Origin of the sequence: Candidatus Chlorohelix sp., from assembly GCF_037138995.1 — a bacterium.
GTDB lineage: Bacteria > Chloroflexota > Chloroflexia > Chloroheliales > Chloroheliaceae > Chlorohelix.
Window position 1 is genome coordinate 177,067 of sequence record NZ_JBAXHI010000002.1, and the last position, 22,759, is coordinate 199,825.

Genomic DNA, 22,759 nt, shown 5'->3' on the forward strand with positions numbered 1-22,759 from the left:
GGAAAAATAAATATTTGTTTCAGAATAGCAAAATTTGCCTTAGAACCTTTCCGGTGAATCCTTTCAGGCTTTGAACTAATCACTTCTAATTTTATGTAATCTGCATTTTTCAAGTTATGGATGGTTTACCAATTATACAATCGGTTCTAGTAGTTATTTTGTAGTTAGCCTGTTCCCCCACATAGGGCAATAGAATTGCCGATTGATGATTTTAAAGTGCCTGATTGAGGTAAACAACGTGAAATATTTAATCCGAGTATCAAGTGATTCGAAAAATTCAGAACCAATTCCGCGCTATTCGCTGGTAGCTTTCAAGTTTAAAGGCAGAACCATTCGAATTGGGATGGTTTGGAAATCCGATTCCGAGGATGGAAGTGTCAAAGTACAGGCATATGCAGGCTTAAACCCAACTTTGCTTGAAAAGTTAGGTTTTAACGAAAACCAATTTTTGACTATCTCAAGTACCAACTACGAAAAAGTGAGAAAATTCGATTAGTTTTCCGCGATACTTTTAAGGTCATCCGCCGCTCATTCGTAACCTTTCTGAGATTTGCGCGTTTAGTTTACTAGTTGAAAAACTATTAACTATGAAAGGCAAATTCAGACCATGGCAAAAAGCAAGACTATTTATACGGTAATGCTGATGGCGGCGCTGTTTTCCCTCTTCTGGTGGGTATGTATTCCGGCTAATGCGGCGGAAACTCCAGTGGGTTGGCGGGATACAAGCACTAGCATTCGCTATTCCAATGCGTTTTATTCCTCGGCGCGTTGCTTTGACGGCACAGCCCCCAATGTTTACCACTTTAGCGGGGTGTACTCTGATAACCCGGACTTCGGCACGGTAAGCGTAAATCTCGACACGGGCGCGTATGCCCACAGCGCCAACTATTTTATCCTCTGCAATCCCTATACTGGCTATTCTTACAGACTTGCGGATGAGGGAAGCGGGGTGGTTTACTCCCCAGCTTTTCCGAATGGGCGTACCATTTCCCATCAGGTAACGCATTATGCCACTGACGGCTCGTTTTATGTCTATAGCTTGCAGATAAAATCGCAGTTGGTGAACGATAAACCCGTTTACACTAGCACTTTATTTGCCAGCAGCGACGGTGGTTTGAATTGGACGGAAGGCGCTCAGCAACTTGGCGGGGTTCTACGCAGCATTACCGTTGCACAAGCGGATGGACGCTCTCTCTACGGCATTTCACAGGTGAAAGATGCCGTTGCGCCCAACAAGATGAAATACACTGTCTATTTTTCGGCTGATGCGGGTGTAACTTGGGAGAAACGCTCAGAACACGATGCCTCCGGGATTTATTTTGAGCCGGAAGTGTGGTTTCCGCCTTTGCTCGGTTTTCGCCCTCCAGTGGATTATCTGTCTATGATGATAAGCAACGGCGGCGCGGGGTCGAGCGGCGGTACCAGCAGTTACCTATCAACCGACGGCGGGCGCACTTTCCAGCCGATAGGCAGCACCGGAATAGCCCGCAGTGTCTCAACTTTCTACAGCGCGGATGGCATCTTACGCCTCAGTTCTCCTTATAGTTCTGGCTATCTGGTTGGCGGCACGCTCGAACGTAGCAAGGATGGTGGCGTTACTTGGCAGACACTTTCGCTACCAGCAGAATTATCGGGCGATGGTAAGGGTCCTCCTCCCGGTCTGACGGTTCAGGCATTATCGGATGCGCCTTCTAGCTTCCTGATAGGCTTCACCAATCAGAGCGGTAATCTCTGGTATAGCGGCGACAGCGGTTCAAGTTGGCAGAAGTTGGGCGCAAATATGGCGGTGCTGGATGTAACTTCCTATGCCCCTTTCAAGTTGCTTGGTCAGCGCGATGGTAGGCTGTACACGCTGGATTTGCCGGCGCAGTCGAGTCGCAATATGACCAATCCCGCCCCCGTTACTCAGCCGAACACGGGCTATTATTTTGTGGAAACGCGCCACAACCTTTCACCCTTCTTCCGGCAATACTGGGAGGCGCACGGCGGAACGGCGCAATTCGGTTTCGCCAAAACCGAGCCTTTCCGCGAGGTGAACCCTAACGATGGCAAGATTTACACTGTGCAGTATTTCGAGCGAGCGCGTTTCGAGTATCACCCAGAGAATAAAGGCACACCCTACGAGGTGTTGCTAGGATTGTTGGGGGTACAGTTTACCGAGCAGCAACAGGCAAACGGGAACGGCGCGTTCAATCGCTTCGAGGATAAGCGCTATCCGGGCGCAACTTATTTTCCCGAAACGGGTCACAACCTCCGCAACAGCTTCAAGGCGTATTGGGAGGGGAACGGGGGACTCTCGCTATATGGCTATCCCATTAGTGAGGAGTTCATCGAGGTGAACCCGGACGATGGCAAAACCTACGTGGTGCAATATTTCGAGCGGAATAGGTTCGAGTGGCATCCTGAGAACATTTGGACGCGCTACGAGGTGCTGCTAGGCTTGCTCGGCAATCAGCTTTTAATTGAGCGTGGTTGGTTGGACTGGAACAGGCAGCCCATTCGGAGCGTAGCAAGCCCCGCCCCTATCAATTAAAACTATTGTTGGCAACGGCTACTTTGCAAATATGCCCCGGTTAAATGGTTGCGAAAACCACGCGCCGGGGCATTTTTTTAACCTATGCGATTACCGGCAAGTGGGACAGAGCTTCCTGCACTTGCTCGCTTGAGTATTCGATGTCAACCAAATCACCCTTTAGGTATCTATCGTAAGAGCCTAAATCGAAGTGACCATGACCGCTCAGGTTGAACAGGATAGTTTTGGAAACGCCTTCCTCGCGGCAACGAATCGCCTCATCAATCGCTGCTTTGATGGCGTGAGTCGGTTCGGGACCCGGCAGGATGCCCTGAGTCCGGGCGAAGGTGACACCTGCTTCAAAGGTGGCGTTCTGGTGGTAGGCTCTGGCTTCGATTGCGCCCAACTCCATCAGGTGGCTGACCAACGGAGCCATGCCGTGATAGCGCAACCCTCCGGCGTGGATGCCTTCCGGTACGAAATCGTGACCGAGCGTGTGCATCTTGACCAGCGGGGTTAGCTGCCCGGTGTCTCCAAAGTCGTAGGTGTAAACCCCTTTGGTGAGAGAGGGGCATGCGGCAGGCTCAACCGCGATGATGCGGATATTCTTACCTGCGAATTTGTCTTTGATGAAGGGGAAGGTTATACCAGCGAAATTGCTACCGCCTCCGGTGCAACCGATGATGATGTCGGGATACTCGCCCACTTTTTCCAATTGCAGCTTGGCTTCCTGTCCGATGATGGTTTGGTGCATCAAGACGTGGTTTAGCACACTGCCGAGGGAATAACGGGTGTCGTCCCGTTGCGCCGCGATTTCTACCGCTTCGCTGATTGCCATGCCAAGGCTGCCCGGAGAGTCGGGCGAGGTTTCCAAGATTTTGCGCCCGGAAGCGGTGGTATTGGAAGGGCTGGCGATTACTTTCGCGCCGTAGGTTTCCATTAGAGCGCGGCGGTAGGGCTTCTGCTGGTAGCTTACCTTCACCATATAAACGGTGCATTCAATCCCGAACATTTCACAGGACATCGAGAGCGCCGTACCCCATTGCCCAGCGCCTGTTTCGGTAGTGATGTGCTTTACCCCTTCTTTCATGTTGTAGTAAGCTTGGGGAACGCTGGTATTGGATTTGTGGCTACCGGAAGGGCTGACCCCTTCATACTTGAAATAGATTTTCGCAGGGGTATCCAGCAATTTTTCTAGGCGATGGGCGCGATATAGCGGGCTTGGTCGCCACAGCTTGTAAATTTCCTGCACCTCTTCCGGGATGTCAATATAACGCTCGGTACTAACTTCTTGCTTGATTAATTCCATCGGAAAAAGCGGGGCGAGGTCTGCCGGACCGATTGGTTGGTGCGTGCCAGGGTGCAAGGGCGGCGGCAACGGTACGGGCAAATCTGCTTGGATGTTGTACCAAGCGGTAGGCATTTCCTTTTCATCCAATTCGATTTTGGTGGGATGAGCTACCATAAGGGTTCCTCCTGAGCGAAATCACTTTGCATTAGCCACATTAAGCGGTAGTTTGGGGCAGAGCTTTTATTTCCATTTTAACCTGAAAACCGAAATTGCTGTTTTGCCTGACCAAATCAGGTGAGGTTTGTTTGATTATCTTAAACTTTAGGTTAGCTGATGTCAAGGTGAGCGTGGGGGTCTGCTTTTCAAATGACCTTGAAATGTGTAAAATGTAGGGGACTGCTATACTTCAAGTTTAGATAAAGTTGAGAATATGCCTGCTATGCCTGCACCTGCCACACTGAAAGTTTTTCTGTGCTACTCGTCCGGGGATAAGACGGTGGTGCGCGAACTGTATCACCGCCTCAAAGCCGAAAGCGCGTGGCTTGAGCCGTGGTTGGACGAAGAAGAACTGCTGCCCGGACAGACTTGGCGCGATGAAATTGAGAAGGCGGTGGAGCAGAGCCATATAATTTTGGTGTGCCTTTCGCCCGTTTCGATTGACAAAGAGGGTTATGTGCAGCGCGAAATTAAGGTGGCGCTGACCTATGCGGACTACATGCCCGAAAGCCGGATATTTATTATTCCCCTCAAATTGATCGAGTGCGAGATACCTCGCCGACTGCGGGAATGGCAGTGGGTGAATTACTATGATGAGCGTGGGCATGAGCGGCTGATGAAATCGTTGCAATTACGCGCCGCGCAAGTGGGCGTTTCGGTAAATAATCCCACGCCCCTTGATGCTACCCCTATTCAAAAGCTGCCCACCCCACCGCCCGTAATAAAGGCGGCAGAGCTAAAACCTGCCACGCCCGAAAGCGAGCGGGAAATGATGCTGCGCGAAATTGCCGACCTCAGTATAAGCCACACCCGCCGTCTGCAAATCGGGGACAGGTTGAGCGAAATCGGCGACACCCGGCGCGGGGTGAGTGTGCGCGAGGATGGGCTTCCCGATATAGCGTGGCTGCCGGTATATCCGGGCGGTACGCTGGCAATCAAAGAGCAGATCTTTGAGGTTGCGCCCTTCTACATCGCCCAATACCAAGTAACCTTTGCCCAGTATGAGGCTTTCGTGAAAGCGGCGGACGGCTACCAGAACGCGGAGTGGTGGCAGGGCTTCCCGAAAGAGTACCAACAACCGCAAAAGCTAAACGAGCAATATCATAAGGGTTTGAACATGCCCCGCGATAAAGTATCGTGGTATCAGAGCGTGGCGTTCGGGCGTTGGCTGAACAAGCGCATGCGGGGTGGGCAGTTGCCCAATCCGAGCGGGAGCGGCAACCCTTTAATAGTAGGTAATAACGCGCAGGTGCGGTTGCCAACGGAATGGGAATGGCAATGGGCGGCGCAAGGGGGCAGCCAGCAGCGGGCATATCCGTGGGGCGCGTGGCAAGAGGGCTACGCCAACACCGGTGCAGTGGGATTGCAACGAACAACGGCAGTGGGCATGTATCCGCAGGGGTTGGCGGTATGTGGCGCAATGGATATGAGCGGCAACGTATGGGAGTGGTGCTTGAACAAGTACGAAGAACCTGAGAAAGCGGCAGTGGACAAGAGCGGGGACACGCGGGTGGTGCGGGGCGGGTCTTACGGCTACGATCGAGCTCTTGCGTCCTGTGCGTACCGCTTCAACGTCGTCCCTTACTACGATAACCTCAAGCTCGGTTTTCGGGTGGTGGTGTGTTCCGCTATAGCGCCACTCTGAACTCTGAATCCTCTGAACTCTGAGCCTCTGGCGCTCTTTCCTCTAAACTAACCCAAAGAGCTAGGGATAGGGTAAGGTCAAAGGGGTAAGGGTAAAGAGAATTCCGTACGCGCGTAGCGCCGCCCGAAAATCGCGACCCGGAGGTCGCTCGTACAGGGGGTTTGGGTTCTGTAGGAGGCTGCTCTGTCCGCCGATTTTATCGAAAGCAATAGCTCTCTCCCACAAGATGCGCCCGCGTTTGATGGTAAATTCTGGTGGATTTATCTCAACCCTCGTTTTACGGATTTAATTAAGCCCCTTGCCTGAAAAACAGAACGTTCAGGCGGTTACTCCGGCTTCTTGCACCTTTTCGTGGGCTTTTTTCCTCAGAAAATCCTCTCTTTGGTGTTCGTAAGATTCGTTAGGAATAGTGATTATCTTGCCAAAGCGGGAGGCTTCTACAAAAACCCGCGAGACTCGCTCAACCGTTTCGCAGACTATCATTGCTTCGCGCAAGTTCGCCCCGATTGCCACCATGCCGTGATTAGCCAGAATTGCCGCTTGCCTATCGTCCAACGCTTCTACAAAATTCAACGCCAGTTCTTGCGTACCGGGAAAGCCGTATTTAGCCACTTTTACGCCTCCGCCGATAACCATCGTTAGTTCGTCCATAATCACGGGCAAATCGGTACGGGTAACTGCCAAGACGCTGGCATAGGTGCTGTGGTTGTGTACCACTGCCTTGCAATCGGGACGGCTGAAATAGGCGGCTAGATGTAGCGGTAATTCGCTGGAGGGACCGGGGTTGCCGCTGAAAACCTTGCCCTGCCAATCCACAAAGCATAATTCTTGAGGAGAAAGAGCGCCGTAATTCTTCCCGGAGGGGGTGATGAGCAAGCCTTCTCCACCGGAGAGCCTCGCGCTGACATTTCCGGCTGTGCCATGCGCCAGCCCTGTTCTGAACATGTACCGCGCCGTACTTACCACTTCTTCAGCCAGTCCGAGATATTTATCCAGATAGTTAAAAAGCATTGGCTGCTCCTTTTGATAAGAAGTTCTCAAATCTATAGAAAGAATAGTACAGAGTCGCTACTATTTCAATGAGTTAGGCTACAAACAAGGCTAATTAATATGAAAGATAGGTATAGAAGAACCGTTAGGCATTAATACTAATCTTTCCGATTAGGGGGTGGGGTTCTTTCCCTCATCCCGCTATAATAATTATAGAACGTTTTTAAGCTTGAGTATTTTACAGGAATATTAGGATAAAAAGGGGTTTGTATATGGCAAAGACAGTCGAACGCAATGCCGCGGAATCTATAGCGGTCAATGTCGCCCCGTCCGTGCATATCAGCCCAGAAGAGGTACATACTACTTTAAGCCGTCATATGCTGGCGGATGGCTATAGTTTCGTGTACGACCATCGCAAGAGCGAGGGTAGCTATCTGGTAGATGCCAAAAGCGGCAAACGCTACCTAGATTTATTCAGCTTTTACGCCAGTTCGCCACTTTCTCACAACCATCCCGGTCTGAAAGACCCTGCTTTCCGCGAACGTTTGGCAGATGCCGCGCTGATAAATCCGGCTAACTCCGATGTTTACACAGTTGAAATGGCGGAGTTCGTAGAAACTTTTACCCGTTTGGCTGTTCCCGATTATTTGCCGCATATTTTCTTTGTGGCAGGGGGCGCGCCCGCAGTGGAAAATGCCCTGAAAACAGCTTTTGACTGGAAGGTTCGCAAGAATTTTGCCAAAGGGTACGCCTACGAAAAGGGTCATAAGGTATTGCACTTCAAAGAGGCTTTTCACGGGCGATTGGGCTATACCATTAGCCTAACCAATACCGCCGACCCGCGCAAATACATGTATTTCCCGCGCTTCGATTGGCCCCGCGTAGATAATCCCAAACTCGAATTTCCGGTGGATGCTTCGCTGGCACAAGCGCGGGAAGCGGAATCGCTTTTGCAAATAAAAGAAGCTTTCGAGCGCAACCCTGACGATATTGCCGCTATTATTATTGAGCCGATTCAGGGCGAGGGGGGCGACAATCATTTTCGCCCGGAGTTCTTAAAGGCGTTGCGCCACATAGCGGATGAGCATGAAGCCATGCTCATTTTCGATGAAGTGCAAACCGGAATCGGTATTACCGGCACAATGTGGGCGCATCAGCAATTGTGGGCAAAGCCGGATATTCTGATATTTGGCAAGAAAACGCAAATTTGCGGTATTGCCGTGTCAAGTCGGGTGGATGAGGTGGAACACAACGTTTTTGTGGAACACAGCCGCATCAACAGCACATGGGGCGGTAATTTGGTGGATATGGTGCGAGGGCAACGCTACCTTGAGATTATCCATGCCGAGCGTTTGGTCGAAAATGCGCGGATAATGGGCGAATATTTTTTGGAGAAATTGCAGGAGCTTGAGCAGAAAAACGCGCCGATTGGCAATGTACGGGGGCGGGGGTTGTTCCTAGCTTTTGACCTAACCGATATGGCTGCCCGTAATAAGCTGATTAAGGACGCTTACGACAACGGTTTGCTGCTACTGCAAAGCGGCATTTGTTCTATCCGCTTGCGTCCACATCTGGACATCAAAAAACAAGCGATTGACCACGCGCTGGAAATTCTCGAACAACTCTGGCACCTTCGCTAACAAATAAAAAAGGAGACGCTTCTTTGCGCCTCCTCTTTTTTTATTTCAGGATAATTAGCGCGTGAACTGGGCTTCCTCAGTAGAGCCGTGCAAAGCGGTAGTTGAGGAATTACCGCCGGAAATTACCTGAGCCACCTCATCGAAGTAGCCGGTACCAACCTCACGTTGGTGCTTAACGGCGGTGTAGCCATACTCTTCGGCAGAGAACTCCGACTGCTGCAACTTGGAGTAGGCTGCCATGCCACTTTCTTTGTAACCACGCGCCAGTTCAAACATGCTGTAGTTGAGGGCGTGGAAACCGGCAAGGGTAACGAATTGGAACTTGTAGCCCATTTTGCCCAATTCTTTCTGGAAATTGGCAATAGTGGCTTCGTCCAGTTTCTTTTTCCAATTGAAGGAAGGTGAGCAGTTGTACGCCAGCAACTTGCCGGGGAACTGTTCGTGGATTGCTTCGGCAAACATACGCGCTTCTTCAAGGTTCGGCTCGGAAGTCTCGCACCACACCAAATCGGCGTAAGGAGCATAAGCCAGACCGCGTGCAATTGCCGAGCCAAGCCCACCCTTGATGCGGTAGAAGCCTTCAGCAGTGCGTTCGCCGGTTACGAACGGTTTGTCGTAAGGGTCAATGTCGCTGGTAATCAGGAAAGCGCCGTTAGCATCGGTGCGAGCAATCAGAAGGGTGGGTACGCCCATCACGTCCATTGCAAAACGCGCCGAAATGAGGTTGCGGACAGCTTGTTGGGTAGGAAGCAGCACTTTGCCGCCCATATGACCGCATTTTTTCTCAGATGCCAACTGATCTTCAAGGTGTACGCCCGCTGCGCCTGCTTCTACCATCGCTTTTGCTAGTTCAAATACATTGAGAGGTCCGCCGAAACCCGCTTCGGCATCCGCAATAATGGGGGCGAACCAGTGAATATCGTCTCTGCCTTCGGAAGTGTAGATTTCATCGGCGCGTTGTAGAGCCTGATTAATGCGTTTAACTACACTCGGCACGCTGTTAGCGGGGTAAAGGCTTTGGTCAGGATACATGTTTCCCGACAGGTTAGCGTCTGCCGCAACTTGCCAACCGCTCAGATAGATGGCTTTTAGCCCGGCTTTAACCTGTTGAACTGCCTGATTACCGGTAAGCGCACCCAAAGCCGGTACGAAATCGTCGGTGTGAAGCAACTCCCACAATCTAGCTGCGCCTAATCGCGCCAGTGTATGCTCTACCTGTACTGACCCGCGTAACCGCACTACGTCCGCGGCGGTGTAAGGGCGTTTGATGCTTGCCCAGCGGCTATCGTTTGCCCAGCTTTTCTCTAACTCAGCGATAGCCTGTTCTTGTTTGTAATTTTTGTGACCGTTGGAATTGCTGTTAGCCATTGAAAAATCTCCTTTTGCTTCTTTGCAAATATACTATCACCCCAAAAATTTCTTTGAGGATAAAATGCCTGTAATTTTGACAGTCTAATGAACTTATTTCTCCGATTGGAAATGAACCGGAAAAGCAGTTATCGCATTTGTTAAACTATTGATTCTTGTAATTAGTGCCATAAGCTTTATCTATGGTAATGACGTTTATGATTAACATTACCTATCAATAACTATAATCACAAAATCGCATAGAATCAAGAGAATAACAGGTGAATGGTATAGAATTGCCTGTGAATGGTAATTTGATGTCTTTGTGGCGCTATAACGGTAATGTATTTTTCGAAATGGTACAATATCGCTATGAATAAGTTAAAAATTCTTTTTATGGGAACTCCCGAATTTGGGGCAACGATACTGTATGCGTTGGCAACTGCACCCCATTTGGAGGTTATGGGCGTGGTTACGCAACCTGACCGTCCGGCAGGTAGAAAAAACCAACTTAGCCCACCCCCCGTTAAAGTAGCCGCGCAAGAACTTGGTCTTCCATTAATGCAGGTTGAACGCTTGCGCGACTCTGCCGTTCAGGCACAGTTGTTGGAATTTAGCGCAGGGGCTGAAATATTTGTGGTGGCGGCGTTTGGCTTGATTTTGCCGATTGCAGTTTTGAATATGCCCCGATTAGGCTGTATTAATGTACACGGTTCTTTGCTGCCAGAATATCGGGGAGCTTCTCCGGTGGCGCAAGCTATTTTGGATGGAAAAACCGAAACAGGTATCACAATAATGCTTATGGAAAAAGGCTTGGATACCGGTCCTATGCTCAGCAAAGTAGTAATTCCAATTGAGCCTGAAGATACCCAACCAAGCTTAATGGATAAGCTGGCTAAATCGGGCGCGGCGTTATTGTTGGATACTTTACCGCGCTGGGTAGCGGGGCAAATCACCCCTGAGAAGCAAGACGACACCCGCGCCACTATTACTGGTATTATCAAGAAGGAATATGGCTTGCTAGATTGGAACAAGCCCGCCGCAAGCATTGAGTGTATGACTCGCGCTTATTACCCGTGGCCCGGAACTTATACTTTTTGGCAAGGGCAAAACTTGAAGATAACCGGGGCAACTGTCTTTCCAGAAGAAGTAGCGGAAAGCGCTATACCGGGAACTGTAGTTTTGGCACGAGTTGAAGGAAAAGAACGTGTTTTGATTGCCACTGCTAAGGGGTGGCTTGCGCCTCGTGAGTTACAATTACCCGGAAAAAAGGCTATACCTGCGCTAGAATTTGTAAAAGGACAACGCGCTATTATTGGGGCAAGGCTTGGCGATGGATAAGAAGCTTACTTTGTGGCAACATCTGTTGCATTTTTGCTTATGGGTGGTGTGTTTAGGCGTGGGTTATTTCGTGTTGGTCGGCATTACTTATGGTTTGGGCGGTATCCCTGAGCTTTTCGGCGCAACTGGTGAGAGCTTACAATGGTGGAGTTGGGGTTTAAGGCTTTGTATTGCCCTTATATTCGGCTTTGCTACCTTCTGGCTGCTTTTCCATCCAATCAGGGCGCGTCGGGCTGTGGGTGCCTTTGTAAAAACTCTATATAGCCGATTTATACCGATTAAAAAAGCTGAAACGCCCCCCGTTTCAACTTCAACTGTTAATACTGGGGAAATAAAACCAATAAGCCGCCGTCGCTTTCTAACGGAAAGTTCTGCCTTGACCGCATTTACGGGCTATAGCTTTTTTGCCGAAGCAAATGCTTGGACGGTTAACCGAGTTGAACTCAAATTGCGGGATTTACCCTCCGCTTTTGAAGGTTTTACCATTGCCCAAATCACCGATATTCACATTGATTCTTATTCTACTCCGGTAGATGTGAGCAGGTTCGTGGATAGGGTAAATTCCTTCAAGCCTGACCTTACGGTTGTGACGGGAGATTTCATTTCCAGAGGAACTTATTATTTCGATATGGCGGCAGAAACCCTCGGCAAGTTACAGGAAGGCTCGCGTATGGGGGTTTACGGGGTAAGCGGTAATCACGATTTCTGGTCGGACAGCGATTTGGGACGAATCGAGCCAGCTTTAAAGAAAAACGGGATTCCATTAATCCGTAACAGCGCTACGGAACTAAGGTTAAACGGGGATAGTCTCTGGTTGCTTGGAACAGACGATAGTACCACCCATAACGCTGATTGGGGCAAAACAATTAAATCGCTTGGCTATCAAACGGTACAAGAAGCTCAAAAGGATGTACGCCCTAAAATTTTGCTATCTCATAATCCCAATTTTATTGAACAGGCGAAAGATACTAACAACTGCCTGATGTTGAGTGGTCATACACATGGCGGACAAGTATATCTACCCGGTGTAATGGATTTGGTGATGCAACCGATTTTCCCGCGCTACCGGGGTTTATATAACATAGGCGAGTTCCAGCTATATATAAATAATGGATATGGCACTGTTGGTCCTCCATTGCGCTTCCTAACTCGTCCTGAAATTACACTTATTAGATTAACGAGAGAGTCCTACCCCAAATGAACCATCAAAAATCACTAAAAATAGTACAAAAGTCATATTTCAAATGTAACCTATGTCTCTTTGTTTCGTAATGTTATATGCATATACTTATATTATGATAAAAATGGCACAAATTCTGGGATTTGTAGATATTGAGAAAAGTATTGAAGTAGAAATAAAGTCAAGAAAATTCCACAAATGTTTACCGAACGTTGACTTTCGGCAAGCGTTTAGAACCTATAATAGTTGTTAACAATAGAAATCAGATATTTTAAAACTGGTAATAGTATTTTAACAATTAAGTAGTAAAAAGAAATTTTAGTAAAAGAAAAAGGTGGATATTATGGAAAATTTCAAGAATTACGGCACTAATGAAAGTTCAGATACAGAAATACAAGAGATTACCACAGTTGGTGAAAACCTCGACCTCAAAGGCGGACAAGTAGTAAATGCGCCAGACTTTGTTGATTTGTTGATGATGGGCTTCTCTGAAGATGAGCTTAAACTTTTGCTTAAACTGCGCCGTCGCTTTGAGCAAGGCGAGCATGACGTAACACCTGAAATTATCCGGTTACGCTTCGCAAAGTTTTTGTACGAAAACGGCAAAATCGACGCCTAATAAGCTTGATTTAAATATAGATAAAAGAGGGCGCACTGTTTAGGTGCGCTCTTTTTTAAGCCAATTATTAGCGATAAAATAAAAGCATGAGGTTATATAGCTTTACTTTGTATAATAATTCGGTTAATATAATTGTTAAAAAGAAGTTGTAAAGTGGTGGAGACGCTTTTCTAGCGTACTCTCGCTGTCGGATAACAGATATTTTTTGTAGGCGGGGGTGTTAGGCATTGGAGCTTGGATCTAACCTGCCCCGAATGTGGATTTTGCAGAGTTAGAGGCAACCTCCAGTTCCTAACCCCCCTATAATCTTAGAAGGTACAATTGCAGGAACCACAGAAACAACCGGGAAAGCTCGGTTTGGTATTCCTGTTCCTATGTTATGGAGGTTAGGAAATAATTTATTATGTCTGAAAGACAAATCCAAAAGTTTGAAACCGTAATAGGCGGTCGAAATTACAGCATTGAAGTCGGTCGAGTAGCTGAGCAAGCACACGGCGCCGTCCTTGTACGCTATGGCGATACAATGGTTCTCGCTACCGTAGTTGCTTCATCTGAACCTCGTGAAGGTCAGGATTTCTTCCCTCTCACCATTGAATACGAAGAGCGTATGTATGCAGCGGGTAAAATACCCGGTGGTTTTATCAAACGTGAAGGTCGCCCAAGCGAAAACTCGATTCTAATTTCGCGTCTGACCGACCGCCCCCTTCGCCCTTTGTTTCCTAAAGGTTATTTTAATGAAGTGCTAGTACAAATTACCGTACTAAGCACCGATCAGGAAAATGAACCGGATACTATGAGTATCATAGGCGCTAGTTGCGCTATTGGTCTTGCTGGCTTACCTTTTGGTGGTCCGGTGAGCGCCGTTAAGGTTGGCTACATTGACGGTGAGTTTATTTGCAATCCTACTGCACACGAACTGGCGGATAGCAAACTTGACCTGACCGTAGCCGGAACCGAAGATGCCGTAATGATGGTGGAAGCTGGCGCGTGGGAACTGCCCGAAGAAACAATGCTGGAAGCGGTAAAATTTGGCTTCAATGAGCTTCAAGCTGGCATTCGCCTTCAGAAGCAAGTTTTTGAAACCGTAGGCGTAGTTAAACAGACCTATGCAGCGCCGGTGGTTGACGAATCCCTCAAGAGCGAAATCAAGGGTTGGCTGGGTGATAGATTGCGTGGCGCGGTTCGTAATGCGGACAAAAACGCTCGCGTAGAAGCTACCGAGAATTTGCGAAAGGAAACTATCGCCAATTTTACACAGGGTTTTGAAGACGAAACACAATTGGCAGAACGCACCAAAGCCGCCGAAAAATATTTTGATGGGTTGCTCAAAGAAGAAGTACGAACCGCGATTACGAATGAAGGTATTCGTCCTGATGGTAGAGCAGTAGATGAAATTCGTCCCATCAGTTGCGAAACCGGGCTGTTGCCGCGAACTCACGGTAGTGCCTTGTTCACTCGCGGGCAAACTCAGATTTTGAGTGTAACAACACTTGGTACTAGCGGTGAAGAGCAAATCCTTGATGGCTTGGGCTTAGAAGAGTCGAAGCGTTTCATTCATCATTATAACTTCCCTCCTTTCAGCACAGGTGAAGTGAAGCGGTTACGTGGACCTTCACGCCGAGACATAGGACATGGGGCGTTGGCAGAGCGTTCGCTGGTTCCTGTAATCCCTGATGAGAACGATTTTCCTTATACAATTCGGGTGGTATCTGAAACACTCAGCAGCAACGGTTCTAGTTCTATGGGTAGCGTTTGCGCTGGTACTCTATCGCTAATGGATGCTGGCGTACCGATTAAAGCGCAGGTTGCTGGTGTGGCGATGGGTCTTGTTACCGACTCAGAGGGTGGCTGGAAAGTGCTGACCGATATTCAGGGTATCGAAGATGCGCTTGGCGATATGGATTTCAAGGTAGCTGGCACTGAAAATGGCGTTACCGGTTTGCAGATGGACATCAAAACCACTGGCATTACTTTTGAGATTATGCAGGAAGGCTTCAAGCAAGCGCTTAAAGGTCGCTTGTTTATTCTAGGGAAAATGCAAGAAGCCCTTAGCAATTCTCGCCCTGAACTTTCCCCGTTTGCGCCACGTATTGTACGGATTCAGATAAACCCGGAAAAAATCGGCGCGTTAATTGGACCCGGCGGCAAGAATATTCGTGCAATTATCGAAGAAACCGGGGCGAAGATTGATGTAGAGGATGATGGTTCGGTGTTTGTTGCCAGTGTTGATGGTGAGAGCGCCAAAGCTGCCATTCGCCGTATCGAAGCTCTTACCAAAGAGGCTGAAATTGGTGCGATTTATCTCGGTAAGGTAGTACGAATCATGCCTTACGGCGCATTCATCGAAATTATGCCCGGTAAAGATGGCTTGGTACATATCAGCGAACTGGCAGATTATCATGTGCAGCGGGTAGAGGATGTGGTAAATCTGGGCGATGAAATTAATGTAATGGTCACCGAAGTTGATAAAATGGGCAAAATTACATTATCTCGCCGCGCTATCCTTACCGGGCAAATGCCTACCCCACAGAAGAGTGGTGGCGGTGACCGCGGTGGCGATAGAGGTGGTCCCGGTGGTGGGCGAGACCGTGATAGTCGTCCCAACGGTGGCGGTAGCCGTCCGCCGAGCGGTCGTGATTCACGCGGTGGTGGCGGTGGCAATCGCCGTTTCTAGGAACATCTAGCCAGTTCTAAAGTATATTTCAGGGGCATAGTACGCTATGTCCCTGCTATTTATATAAGGTTATGAATACGTCTGAGGAGTGGATTATGCTGCGTCGCCTTGCCCTGACATGTATATTTGCCTTGCTTCTATCCGTAACTCTGGCTGCTTGCGGTAACATCAAGAATACGCTATTAGAGGATGTACCTCAATACAGCAATTCAACTGCTGTAGAATTTCCTGATACCTTCAAAACACAGTTAGATGCCAGCCTTAAAAGCATTAAGGATAAAAAATATGAGGCTTATAAAACCGCTGAACCTACCACGAAAATAAAAGATTTCTTCGTGGAAAGTTTCAAGAATAGCGGTTGGGAGGATAAGTCGGGAAAATTTGAAGCCGAAACCAAACAATTGATGTCGCAATTACAAACCTTTGCCATTATGTATCAGAAAGATACTAAAATCGCAACGGTAATGAGCTTGAGCGGCACTGAGGCTGCACAACTTGGTTTTAAGGAAGTTTCACCCAAAGAAATTTTGTACCTGCTGGTTATTGGCGAGCGTTAGCTTCATCAAGGTAGGTCAAGATACTTGTGAGTCTGAATGCTCAGTCGCCACCCTCTGTTTTGAACCGTTTCAATACACAATTTTGTGGCTTTGGGGTTCAGACTAAGCGGTTGCAACAATATCTGAGCATTTTCTTTATAGCGAAAAGTTGCCAAGAACTGGTCAACCTTTTCCAAATCCGCTTCTTTGCCCACTATAAATTTTAGCTCATCTGCTTCGAAAATCACTTCCGGCAATAAAGCCTTACTGTTGGGGTTATCAATTTTGGGAGATACGCAAACCCAATCTATGCCTACACCGACCCCCCCCTTAGCCGTACCGCTGGTTTCAAGGGCGATTCGATAGCCCACCCGATGTAATTCTGTTACGAGCGGGTTTAAGGGCTGTTCTGTTGGTTCTCCGCCTGTTATAAGCGCCCATTTAGGACCTTTGTGCCGCTCGACAATACTTTGCGCTATATCTTGTTCGCTCATTTCAACATAGTGGGCATTTGTCCCTAATGCTTGCTCAAGGGTATTGACTTTATTTTCATTGCGTACAAACCATGTCTCGCCAGTATCGCACCAAACACAGCCTACTTCGCATCCCTGAAGGCGTAGCAAGACCATCGCCGTACCCGCCAATGCGCCTTCGCCCTGTACGCAGGTATATAGATTATTAACCCGGTATAGCATCTTAAACCTCGTACTCGGTTGGGTCTGGGACTCCTGCTAATTGAAAGGCTTCCTTACGTTCTACACAGGTTCCGCACTTTCCACAGTGTTTTTCGCCGCCCTTGTAGCAACTCCAAGTTTCAGCAAAAGGAACGCCAAGCCTAGTACCAATTGCCGCTATATCATGCTTGCCGCTATTGATGAAAGGAGTGTATAACCTGAGCTTTGGATTTCCAAAGCCTTCCACTGCCAACTTTTGCATCTGGTCGAAAGCTTCTGTAAAGGCAGGTCGGCAATCGGGATAGATAAAATGGTCACCCCCATGTGCGCCAAATGCTACCACTTCGGCATTCTCCGCCACTGCCGCTGCATATGCTACTGCCAGCATTATTGCGTTGCGGTTGGGAACTACCGTTATCCCCATATTGGGAGCCGCATAATGTCCTTCTGGAACTTCTATCGTATTATCTGTCAGCGCTGACCCCTTCAACAATACATTTATGCCGGATAAATCTACAACATTATATTCAGCGTTGAGGCGTTGGGCGCAAAGCCTCGCATATTCCAGTTCCTTGCGGTGTCGCTGCCCGTAATCAATTGAGAGCAAATGTAGCCCATAACCTTCAGAGTGTAGCAAATACGCTAAGGTTACGCTATCCATTCCACCACTCACAATGGCAATCGCTTTAGCCACGCTCTACCTCCGCTTCCGCCTCTATCTGGATACCGCCCCGCACACTTTGCGTAAGCGTAACATGCACTTTGAACGGTTCGAGTTTTTTGAATATATCATGGGCTATTTCGGCAGAAAGAGCTTCACAGAATGCCGCTTCATTTCGATAACTCCAAAGATATAGCTTTAGACTTTTAGATTCAAGGCATAATTTATCGGGGTAATATTCGATTTTTACAGCGCTAAAATCCGGTTGTCCCGTAATCGGACAAAGGCTGCTCAATTCTGTGGATGTCATCCGCACTACCTTCACACCCTCCGGTTTGGGAAAAGACTCTAGGTCGCGGTTGGGTTGGGTAGATGGTTTGCCAAGTGCTTTAAATTCCATCGCTGTTAACACTCCTTAATAGATTCTTCTAAAATTTATCTGCAAGAGTTTAGCACAGGGAAGGTTAATCGCCAAACTTTTGGTTGCCGTCACTCATTGCAAATGCTATCATGTAACGCTACTAAACACTTTTCCGATTCTGAATTGGTTTAACTCCGGAGATTGCATGAGAACAGCTATTATAACCAAGATATTTCGTTTTGAATCTGCTCATAAATTGGAATACCATCAAGGCAAATGCGCTCAGCTTCATGGGCATTCCTACAAACTGGAAGTTTCATTGTGTAATAGTATTAAAGAAGCGCCCGGTCAATCTGATTACGGCATGGTTATGGATTTCAGCGACCTATCGCGCATAGTGAAAGAAGCGGTAATAGCACGGCTCGACCACAAAGAACTGGGCGAGGCAACAGGGGTTTATGCTACTGCCGAGCATCTGGTACATTGGATTTGGGAGCAATTGGTTATTGCAGGGATTCCGAAGAATGTACTTTACAGACTACGTTTGTGGGAAACTGAAAGTAGCTACACTGAACTATCTCAAGATATTTTATAAAATAAAAATACCCCCTCGTGCTAAGTAAAGAGGGGGTAAATTTCCAATCAGGTTATCCTAATTAGTCAAGATACTCATAACCGGGCAGAGTCAGGAACTCTACAAAGTCATCGGCTGTGGTTATCTTGTCGAAAAGCTGGCTGGCAAGCGTATAATTTCCGCTATTGTAGCGCTCGTCTCCCACCAATTGTCGTATCTTTTCCAATTCTTCTACCAGCAAAGCGCGGAATAATTCGACATCAATCTTGCGCCCATCCGCCAACTTGCCGTCAGGGTGGCGAATCCACTGCCATACCTGTGAGCGGGAGATTTCAGCCGTTGCGGCATCTTCCATCAGGTTGTAGATAGGCACGCAACCGTTTCCGCCCAACCACGCTTCCAAATATTGGATACCGATGCTGATATTGGCACGCAAACCCGTTTCACTGATACCGCCGCGACCATCGGGGAACGCCAGCAAATCTGCCGCCGTTATGTTCACATCCTCGCGTTTGCGGTCAATTTGATTGGGGGTTTTCATGTACAAATCGAAGGCTTCTAGTGCAATCGGCACCAAACCGGGATGCGCTACCCATGTGCCATCGTGTCCCTCGGTTGCTTCGCGGATTTTGTCGGCGCGAACTTTGTTCATGGCTTCTTCGTTTGCTTGGAGATTATTCTTAATCGGGATTTGTGCCGCCATACCGCCCATAGCGTTCGCATTGCGCCGATGGCAAGTCTTGATTGAAAGCTTGCTGTAAGAGTGCATGAAATGGGTGGTCATTGTTACCAACGCTCGGTCAGGCAGGATAAAATCTTTGCGGTTGCGGAACTTCTTGATACAGCTAAAAATATAATCCCAGCGACCACAGTTCAACCCGGCAGAATGCTCCCTCAACTCGTACAGGATTTCGTCCATCTCAAATGCGGCAAGAATAGTTTCAATTAATACGGTAGCGCGGATAGAACCCTGTGGAATGCCAAGCTCATTTTGTGCCATAACAAAAATATCATTCCAAAGACGCGCTTCGAGGTGGCTTTCCATTTTCGGTAGGTAGAAGTAAGGTCCGCTACCTTTCGCAAGCAGATTCCGGGCATTGTGGAAGAAGTACAAACCAAAATCAAAAATCCCGCCGGAAACTGGCTGACCATCCACTAGCAAATGCTTCTCAAACAGATGCCAGCCACGCGGACGTACCATTAAAGTGGCGATGGTTTCGTTCAGGCGGTATTGCTTGCCTTCCGGGCTGCTAAAGCTAATAGTGCCGCTAATCGCATCCCGTAAGTTTATATGCCCTTCGATGTTATTATTCCAAGTGGGCGAGTTGGCATCTTCGAAGTCAGCCATAAATACTTTTGCGCCGGAATTAAGGGCGTTAATCACCATTTTACGATCAACGGGTCCGGTGATTTCGGTGCGGCGATCCATTAAATCGGCAGGGATAGAGGCAACGTACCATTCACTTTCGCGGATATGCGCGGTTTCAGGTAAGAAATCTGGATTAATCCCGTTATCAATATCTATCTGTCGTTCTACCCGCCGTTTCAGCAATTCTTCGCGTCTATGGCTAAAGGCTCGGACGAGTTTGGTAACGAAAGCAATTGCTTCGGGTGTAAGGATTTCAGCGTACTCCGGTGTAATTTCCCCCCGCAATTCCACGCCGACAGGGTAAGCTACTGTTTGACTCATGACTCCATAGTCCTTTCGATGCTCTTTTTCAGTTAGAGTGTTATTCATTATACTATCCTAAGAATAATAGAAAATACCTATGGAATGCAATTATTTTCGGGGATAATCCTATAGGAAATAGCATTGATATAGATTATATATTTCAATAAGCGGAAAACATTTTTACGATGTGAAAACTCTTTAAGAAAGTAGGCTATTTTAAGCGTTTTTGTGATTTTTCAAATCGGAAGCCTGCCTCATTTCTTATCTTGCATATTCTTGCTAGATGGTTTGCTTAAAATCCAGCCCATTATTTCATCCAAATCGTGCTTGAATCTATCCGCGCCAAAATTTTTACTCGTTTCAATTGCTTTTGCGCTAAGCTTTTCTCTTAAAGGTTCGTTTTCAAGAACTTTGAGTGTATTGCTTATGCAATCTTCAAGACAATTCCAGAGATACCCGTTGTTTGCATGTCTGACAACTTCACGTTGCCCGGCTTTATCTATAACCACCGGGACGCACCCGCTTGCCATCGCCTCTACAGTGGTAATGCCAAAATGCTCAAATAATTCAGGCGCATTGTCCTCATCTTCATCAAGTCCGGTAGCGTGCCAGAAAACCATACTTTCGGCATAAAGGGCGTTTAAATTATCTGAATCAATGTTGGGGTGTACGTAAATCGGATAGCCCTTCGCTTCGGCGCATACTTGCGCCATATATTCCTCATCTTCGGGGCGTTTGGGATAGTATCCACCTGCTAGATGAAATTCGTAACCAGAAAGCCCATTATCACACATACGGCGGAAGGCGCGAATCAGGGGGAGATGCTTTTTATTGTGGAACCCTGCAAAAAACCGCCCTACTGCCAGTAATTGCCGTTTCTTAGGCACTTGCTTAAACTTATCAATTTGCACTTGTGGATATAACAAATACGATTCTCTACTCCAGCGATTCTGTACCCATTTGCGAGTGTACTCGGAAATTGAAATAATATCTTGGTAGGTATCAAGAGAATAGTGCGCTTGTATGCCCGGCAACTGGCTATCCTTGAGCTTTACCAAAAGCTCAGGTTTGGCAAGGCGTGAAATTAACGAATTTGGAACTACCGAAATAGCCCGAATAACTGCGCCAAGCTCGCGCCCATCCTCGATTCCAAATTGCCCCGGCGCAAAAGTATTACAATCCAGTCGCAAAGTGGCTTGTTGTGATTGGGCGGTAAATTGGCGGGTGAGTCGGGTGTAGTTATTAGGCGGCAAGTTCTCGCTATTGCCTAACTTTCTACCGTTTAGTAGCAATTGTAAGATAGCAGGGGGCAACTTATCTTGTCTAAAACTGCCTAGCTCAAGCGAAAGATTATAACTTCTGCCCGGTTCGAGGTTGTCTATATAAATCTGTGCGCTTTCACCGCACCAGCGATATTTTTCGCTTTTTGCCCCTGTTTCAGGAGGAAAGAACCCGCTCAAAAGCCGAAAACTAACTTTGCTATCTCTCCCAGTTCCCCCCAATTCAATAGTTTCCTCAAATGGCGGTAACTTGTGCGGAAAAAACACCATATACATGTTGTGAGGGGCGTAAGCGGGGAATAAACCTTCGTAGGTACAGTTAATAAAAAGGTCGTAATTAGTGGAAGCGTCCTGTATAGACCGATAACCGGACAGGGCGGGAAACATTTTCAAGGGCAGATGAGTTAGGTCTATTCCAAGCCGTTTTTTTAGTAGGTCAAGGTTAACTTCGTTATAAGAAAGTAACTCAACCTCATGGGTACGGCTCAGGTGTTCCGCCACTGCCCCCATATATTGTTCGCCCCCGCCCATAACCGGCAGGTTTTGGTTAAAAATGCCGATACGCATTTAGAAATCTATTGAACCCATTCTGCCGTTCTGGTAGTCTATAAATGCCTGATAGATTTCTTCGGGTGTGTTCATTACAAACGGGCCATAGCGGGCTATCGGCTCATTTAACGGCACTCCACCGATTAATAACAGGCTTAGGGGTTGCTTGGTTGTTTCAATCACCACCGATTTTCCATCTTGACCGAAAACTACCATTTGCCCTTCATGCGCTTCAATCCCATCCGTACCGAAAGTACCTTCACCTTCAACAACGTATCCGAATACATTAAAATCAGTCGGAACAGGCTGGGCAATTTTTGCTCCGGGTTGTAACAAATAATGTAGGTACATAATGGGTGTTCGCGTTTCGATAACCGCACTTTGCCCCATTGCCTTACCAGCAATTACCCTTACGCGCACCTTGCCGTCTTCGCTAACTGCTTCGGGGATGCGAGAGGCGGGAATATCTTGGTAGCGGGGCTTCATCATTTTGTCGCGGCTCGGTAGGTTTACCCACAACTGGAAACCATGCAACCGTCCGCCCTTTTCCCGGAATCCCTCTTCGGGCATCTCGGAATGAACTACTCCGCTTCCGGCGGTCATCCACTGCACATCTTCTGCGCCTAACAGCCCAGAGTTACCGACAGAATCTTTATGTTGTAATTTCCCTTCCAGAATGTATGTGACCGTTTCAAAGCCTCGATGGGGGTGATCGGGTGCGCCAATGGCTTTCCCCGGCGCATAGTCGGTTGGTCCAAGATGGTCAAGCAGCAAGAAGGGGTCGAAATCTTCTAAAAGTTGGGTTGGGAATGGTCGCCTGACCTCAAAACCCCCACCTTCTAATGTACGAATAGTTTGTATAATTTTCGCCACTGAGCGAGTATTTATAAATGTTGTTGTCATAAATCATCCTTTCAACGCTAAACGTCTAGCGAGGTTCAAAATTACCAGCAATATCGCTTGCTGTCAACCTTTCATGCCGGATGTATAATGTAGC

General features: G+C 47.8%; 19 protein-coding genes. 10 read left to right on the forward strand and 9 right to left on the reverse strand.

Going from position 1 to position 22,759, the window contains the following annotated elements; genetic code table 11:
• The first annotated feature begins 205 nt into the window (after positions 1-205).
• Together WCK19_RS01925 and WCK19_RS01930 are read left to right on the forward strand one after the other, a co-directional pair.
• A complete protein-coding gene (locus tag WCK19_RS01925) occupies positions 206-496 on the forward strand; it encodes a hypothetical protein (RefSeq protein WP_342395660.1) in 291 nt (96 codons plus the stop codon).
• A 111-nt stretch (positions 497-607) separates the two neighbouring features.
• On the forward strand, positions 608-2,533 hold the full coding sequence (locus tag WCK19_RS01930) for a hypothetical protein (RefSeq protein WP_342395661.1): 1,926 nt from the start codon (positions 608-610) through the stop codon (positions 2,531-2,533).
• Positions 2,534-2,615: 82 nt separating this feature from the next.
• On the opposite strand, the gene WCK19_RS01935 is transcribed toward WCK19_RS01930, so the two are convergent.
• The gene (locus WCK19_RS01935) at positions 2,616-3,977 is read right to left on the reverse strand and encodes a TrpB-like pyridoxal phosphate-dependent enzyme (protein WP_342395662.1); all 1,362 of its coding nucleotides are present in this window, start codon (positions 3,975-3,977) and stop codon (positions 2,616-2,618) included.
• Between the two features lie 265 nt (positions 3,978-4,242).
• Here WCK19_RS01935 and WCK19_RS01940 point away from each other — a divergent pair, with 265 nt between their 5' ends.
• Positions 4,243-5,664, forward strand: a complete 1,422-nt coding sequence (locus WCK19_RS01940; RefSeq protein ID WP_342395663.1) for an SUMF1/EgtB/PvdO family nonheme iron enzyme — start codon at positions 4,243-4,245, stop codon at positions 5,662-5,664.
• A gap of 318 nt (positions 5,665-5,982) precedes the next feature.
• Here the strand turns inward: WCK19_RS01940 and WCK19_RS01945 are convergent, their stop codons facing one another.
• Positions 5,983-6,675 (reverse strand): class II aldolase/adducin family protein, encoded by a 693-nt coding sequence (locus WCK19_RS01945; RefSeq protein ID WP_342395664.1) that lies wholly within the window; start codon positions 6,673-6,675, stop codon positions 5,983-5,985.
• A 251-nt stretch (positions 6,676-6,926) separates the two neighbouring features.
• On the opposite strand from WCK19_RS01945, the gene lat reads away from it, so the two are divergent.
• Positions 6,927-8,294: an L-lysine 6-transaminase gene (gene lat, locus WCK19_RS01950; protein ID WP_342395665.1), complete on the forward strand. Its 1,368-nt coding sequence runs from the start codon at positions 6,927-6,929 to the stop codon at positions 8,292-8,294.
• Between the two features lie 54 nt (positions 8,295-8,348).
• Here the strand turns inward: lat and aceA are convergent, their stop codons facing one another.
• Positions 8,349-9,662 carry an isocitrate lyase gene (aceA, locus tag WCK19_RS01955; protein WP_342395666.1) on the reverse strand — a complete coding sequence of 438 codons (1,314 nt, stop codon included), beginning with the start codon at positions 9,660-9,662 and terminating at the stop codon, positions 8,349-8,351.
• Between the two features lie 351 nt (positions 9,663-10,013).
• Between aceA and fmt the strand changes: the two genes are divergently transcribed.
• The 5 genes from fmt (at position 10,014) to WCK19_RS01980 (ending at position 16,012) form a co-directional block, all read left to right on the forward strand.
• On the forward strand, positions 10,014-10,982 hold the full coding sequence (fmt, locus tag WCK19_RS01960) for a methionyl-tRNA formyltransferase (RefSeq protein WP_342395667.1): 969 nt from the start codon (positions 10,014-10,016) through the stop codon (positions 10,980-10,982).
• Positions 10,975-12,183 (forward strand): metallophosphoesterase, encoded by a 1,209-nt coding sequence (locus WCK19_RS01965; RefSeq protein WP_342395668.1) that lies wholly within the window; start codon positions 10,975-10,977, stop codon positions 12,181-12,183. The genes fmt and WCK19_RS01965 overlap by 8 nt, the downstream gene beginning before the upstream one ends.
• A gap of 322 nt (positions 12,184-12,505) precedes the next feature.
• A complete protein-coding gene (locus WCK19_RS01970; RefSeq protein ID WP_342395669.1) occupies positions 12,506-12,781 on the forward strand; it encodes a hypothetical protein in 276 nt (91 codons plus the stop codon).
• Positions 12,782-13,184: 403 nt separating this feature from the next.
• Complete coding sequence (gene pnp / locus WCK19_RS01975) at positions 13,185-15,455, forward strand: polyribonucleotide nucleotidyltransferase (RefSeq protein ID WP_342395670.1); 2,271 nt, start codon at positions 13,185-13,187, stop codon at positions 15,453-15,455.
• Between the two features lie 95 nt (positions 15,456-15,550).
• A complete protein-coding gene (locus tag WCK19_RS01980; protein ID WP_342395671.1) occupies positions 15,551-16,012 on the forward strand; it encodes a hypothetical protein in 462 nt (153 codons plus the stop codon).
• Positions 16,013-16,017: 5 nt separating this feature from the next.
• Here the strand turns inward: WCK19_RS01980 and queE are convergent, their stop codons facing one another.
• The 3 genes from queE to queF are packed head-to-tail and all read right to left on the reverse strand — an operon-like array spanning position 16,018 to position 17,726.
• Positions 16,018-16,686 (reverse strand): 7-carboxy-7-deazaguanine synthase QueE, encoded by a 669-nt coding sequence (gene queE / locus WCK19_RS01985; protein ID WP_342395672.1) that lies wholly within the window; start codon positions 16,684-16,686, stop codon positions 16,018-16,020.
• A 1-nt stretch (position 16,687) separates the two neighbouring features.
• Positions 16,688-17,359, reverse strand: a complete 672-nt coding sequence (gene queC / locus WCK19_RS01990) for a 7-cyano-7-deazaguanine synthase QueC (RefSeq protein ID WP_342395673.1) — start codon at positions 17,357-17,359, stop codon at positions 16,688-16,690.
• Complete coding sequence (queF, locus tag WCK19_RS01995) at positions 17,352-17,726, reverse strand: preQ(1) synthase (protein ID WP_342395674.1); 375 nt, start codon at positions 17,724-17,726, stop codon at positions 17,352-17,354. Before queF ends, queC begins: the two co-directional genes overlap by 8 nt.
• 166 nt (positions 17,727-17,892) lie before the next feature.
• Between queF and WCK19_RS02000 the strand changes: the two genes are divergently transcribed.
• Positions 17,893-18,282 carry a 6-carboxytetrahydropterin synthase gene (locus tag WCK19_RS02000; RefSeq protein ID WP_342395675.1) on the forward strand — a complete coding sequence of 130 codons (390 nt, stop codon included), beginning with the start codon at positions 17,893-17,895 and terminating at the stop codon, positions 18,280-18,282.
• 61 nt (positions 18,283-18,343) lie between these two features.
• Here the strand turns inward: WCK19_RS02000 and aceB are convergent, their stop codons facing one another.
• From aceB to WCK19_RS02015, 3 genes are all read right to left on the reverse strand, one after another.
• On the reverse strand, positions 18,344-19,999 hold the full coding sequence (gene aceB, locus WCK19_RS02005; protein ID WP_342395676.1) for a malate synthase A: 1,656 nt from the start codon (positions 19,997-19,999) through the stop codon (positions 18,344-18,346).
• A gap of 188 nt (positions 20,000-20,187) precedes the next feature.
• Positions 20,188-21,780, reverse strand: coding sequence for a glycosyltransferase family 4 protein (locus WCK19_RS02010; protein ID WP_342395677.1), 1,593 nt, complete (start codon positions 21,778-21,780; stop codon positions 20,188-20,190).
• The gene (locus WCK19_RS02015) at positions 21,781-22,665 is read right to left on the reverse strand and encodes a pirin family protein (RefSeq protein ID WP_342395678.1); all 885 of its coding nucleotides are present in this window, start codon (positions 22,663-22,665) and stop codon (positions 21,781-21,783) included. It lies immediately after the preceding gene.
• Between the last annotated feature and the right edge of the window lie 94 nt (positions 22,666-22,759).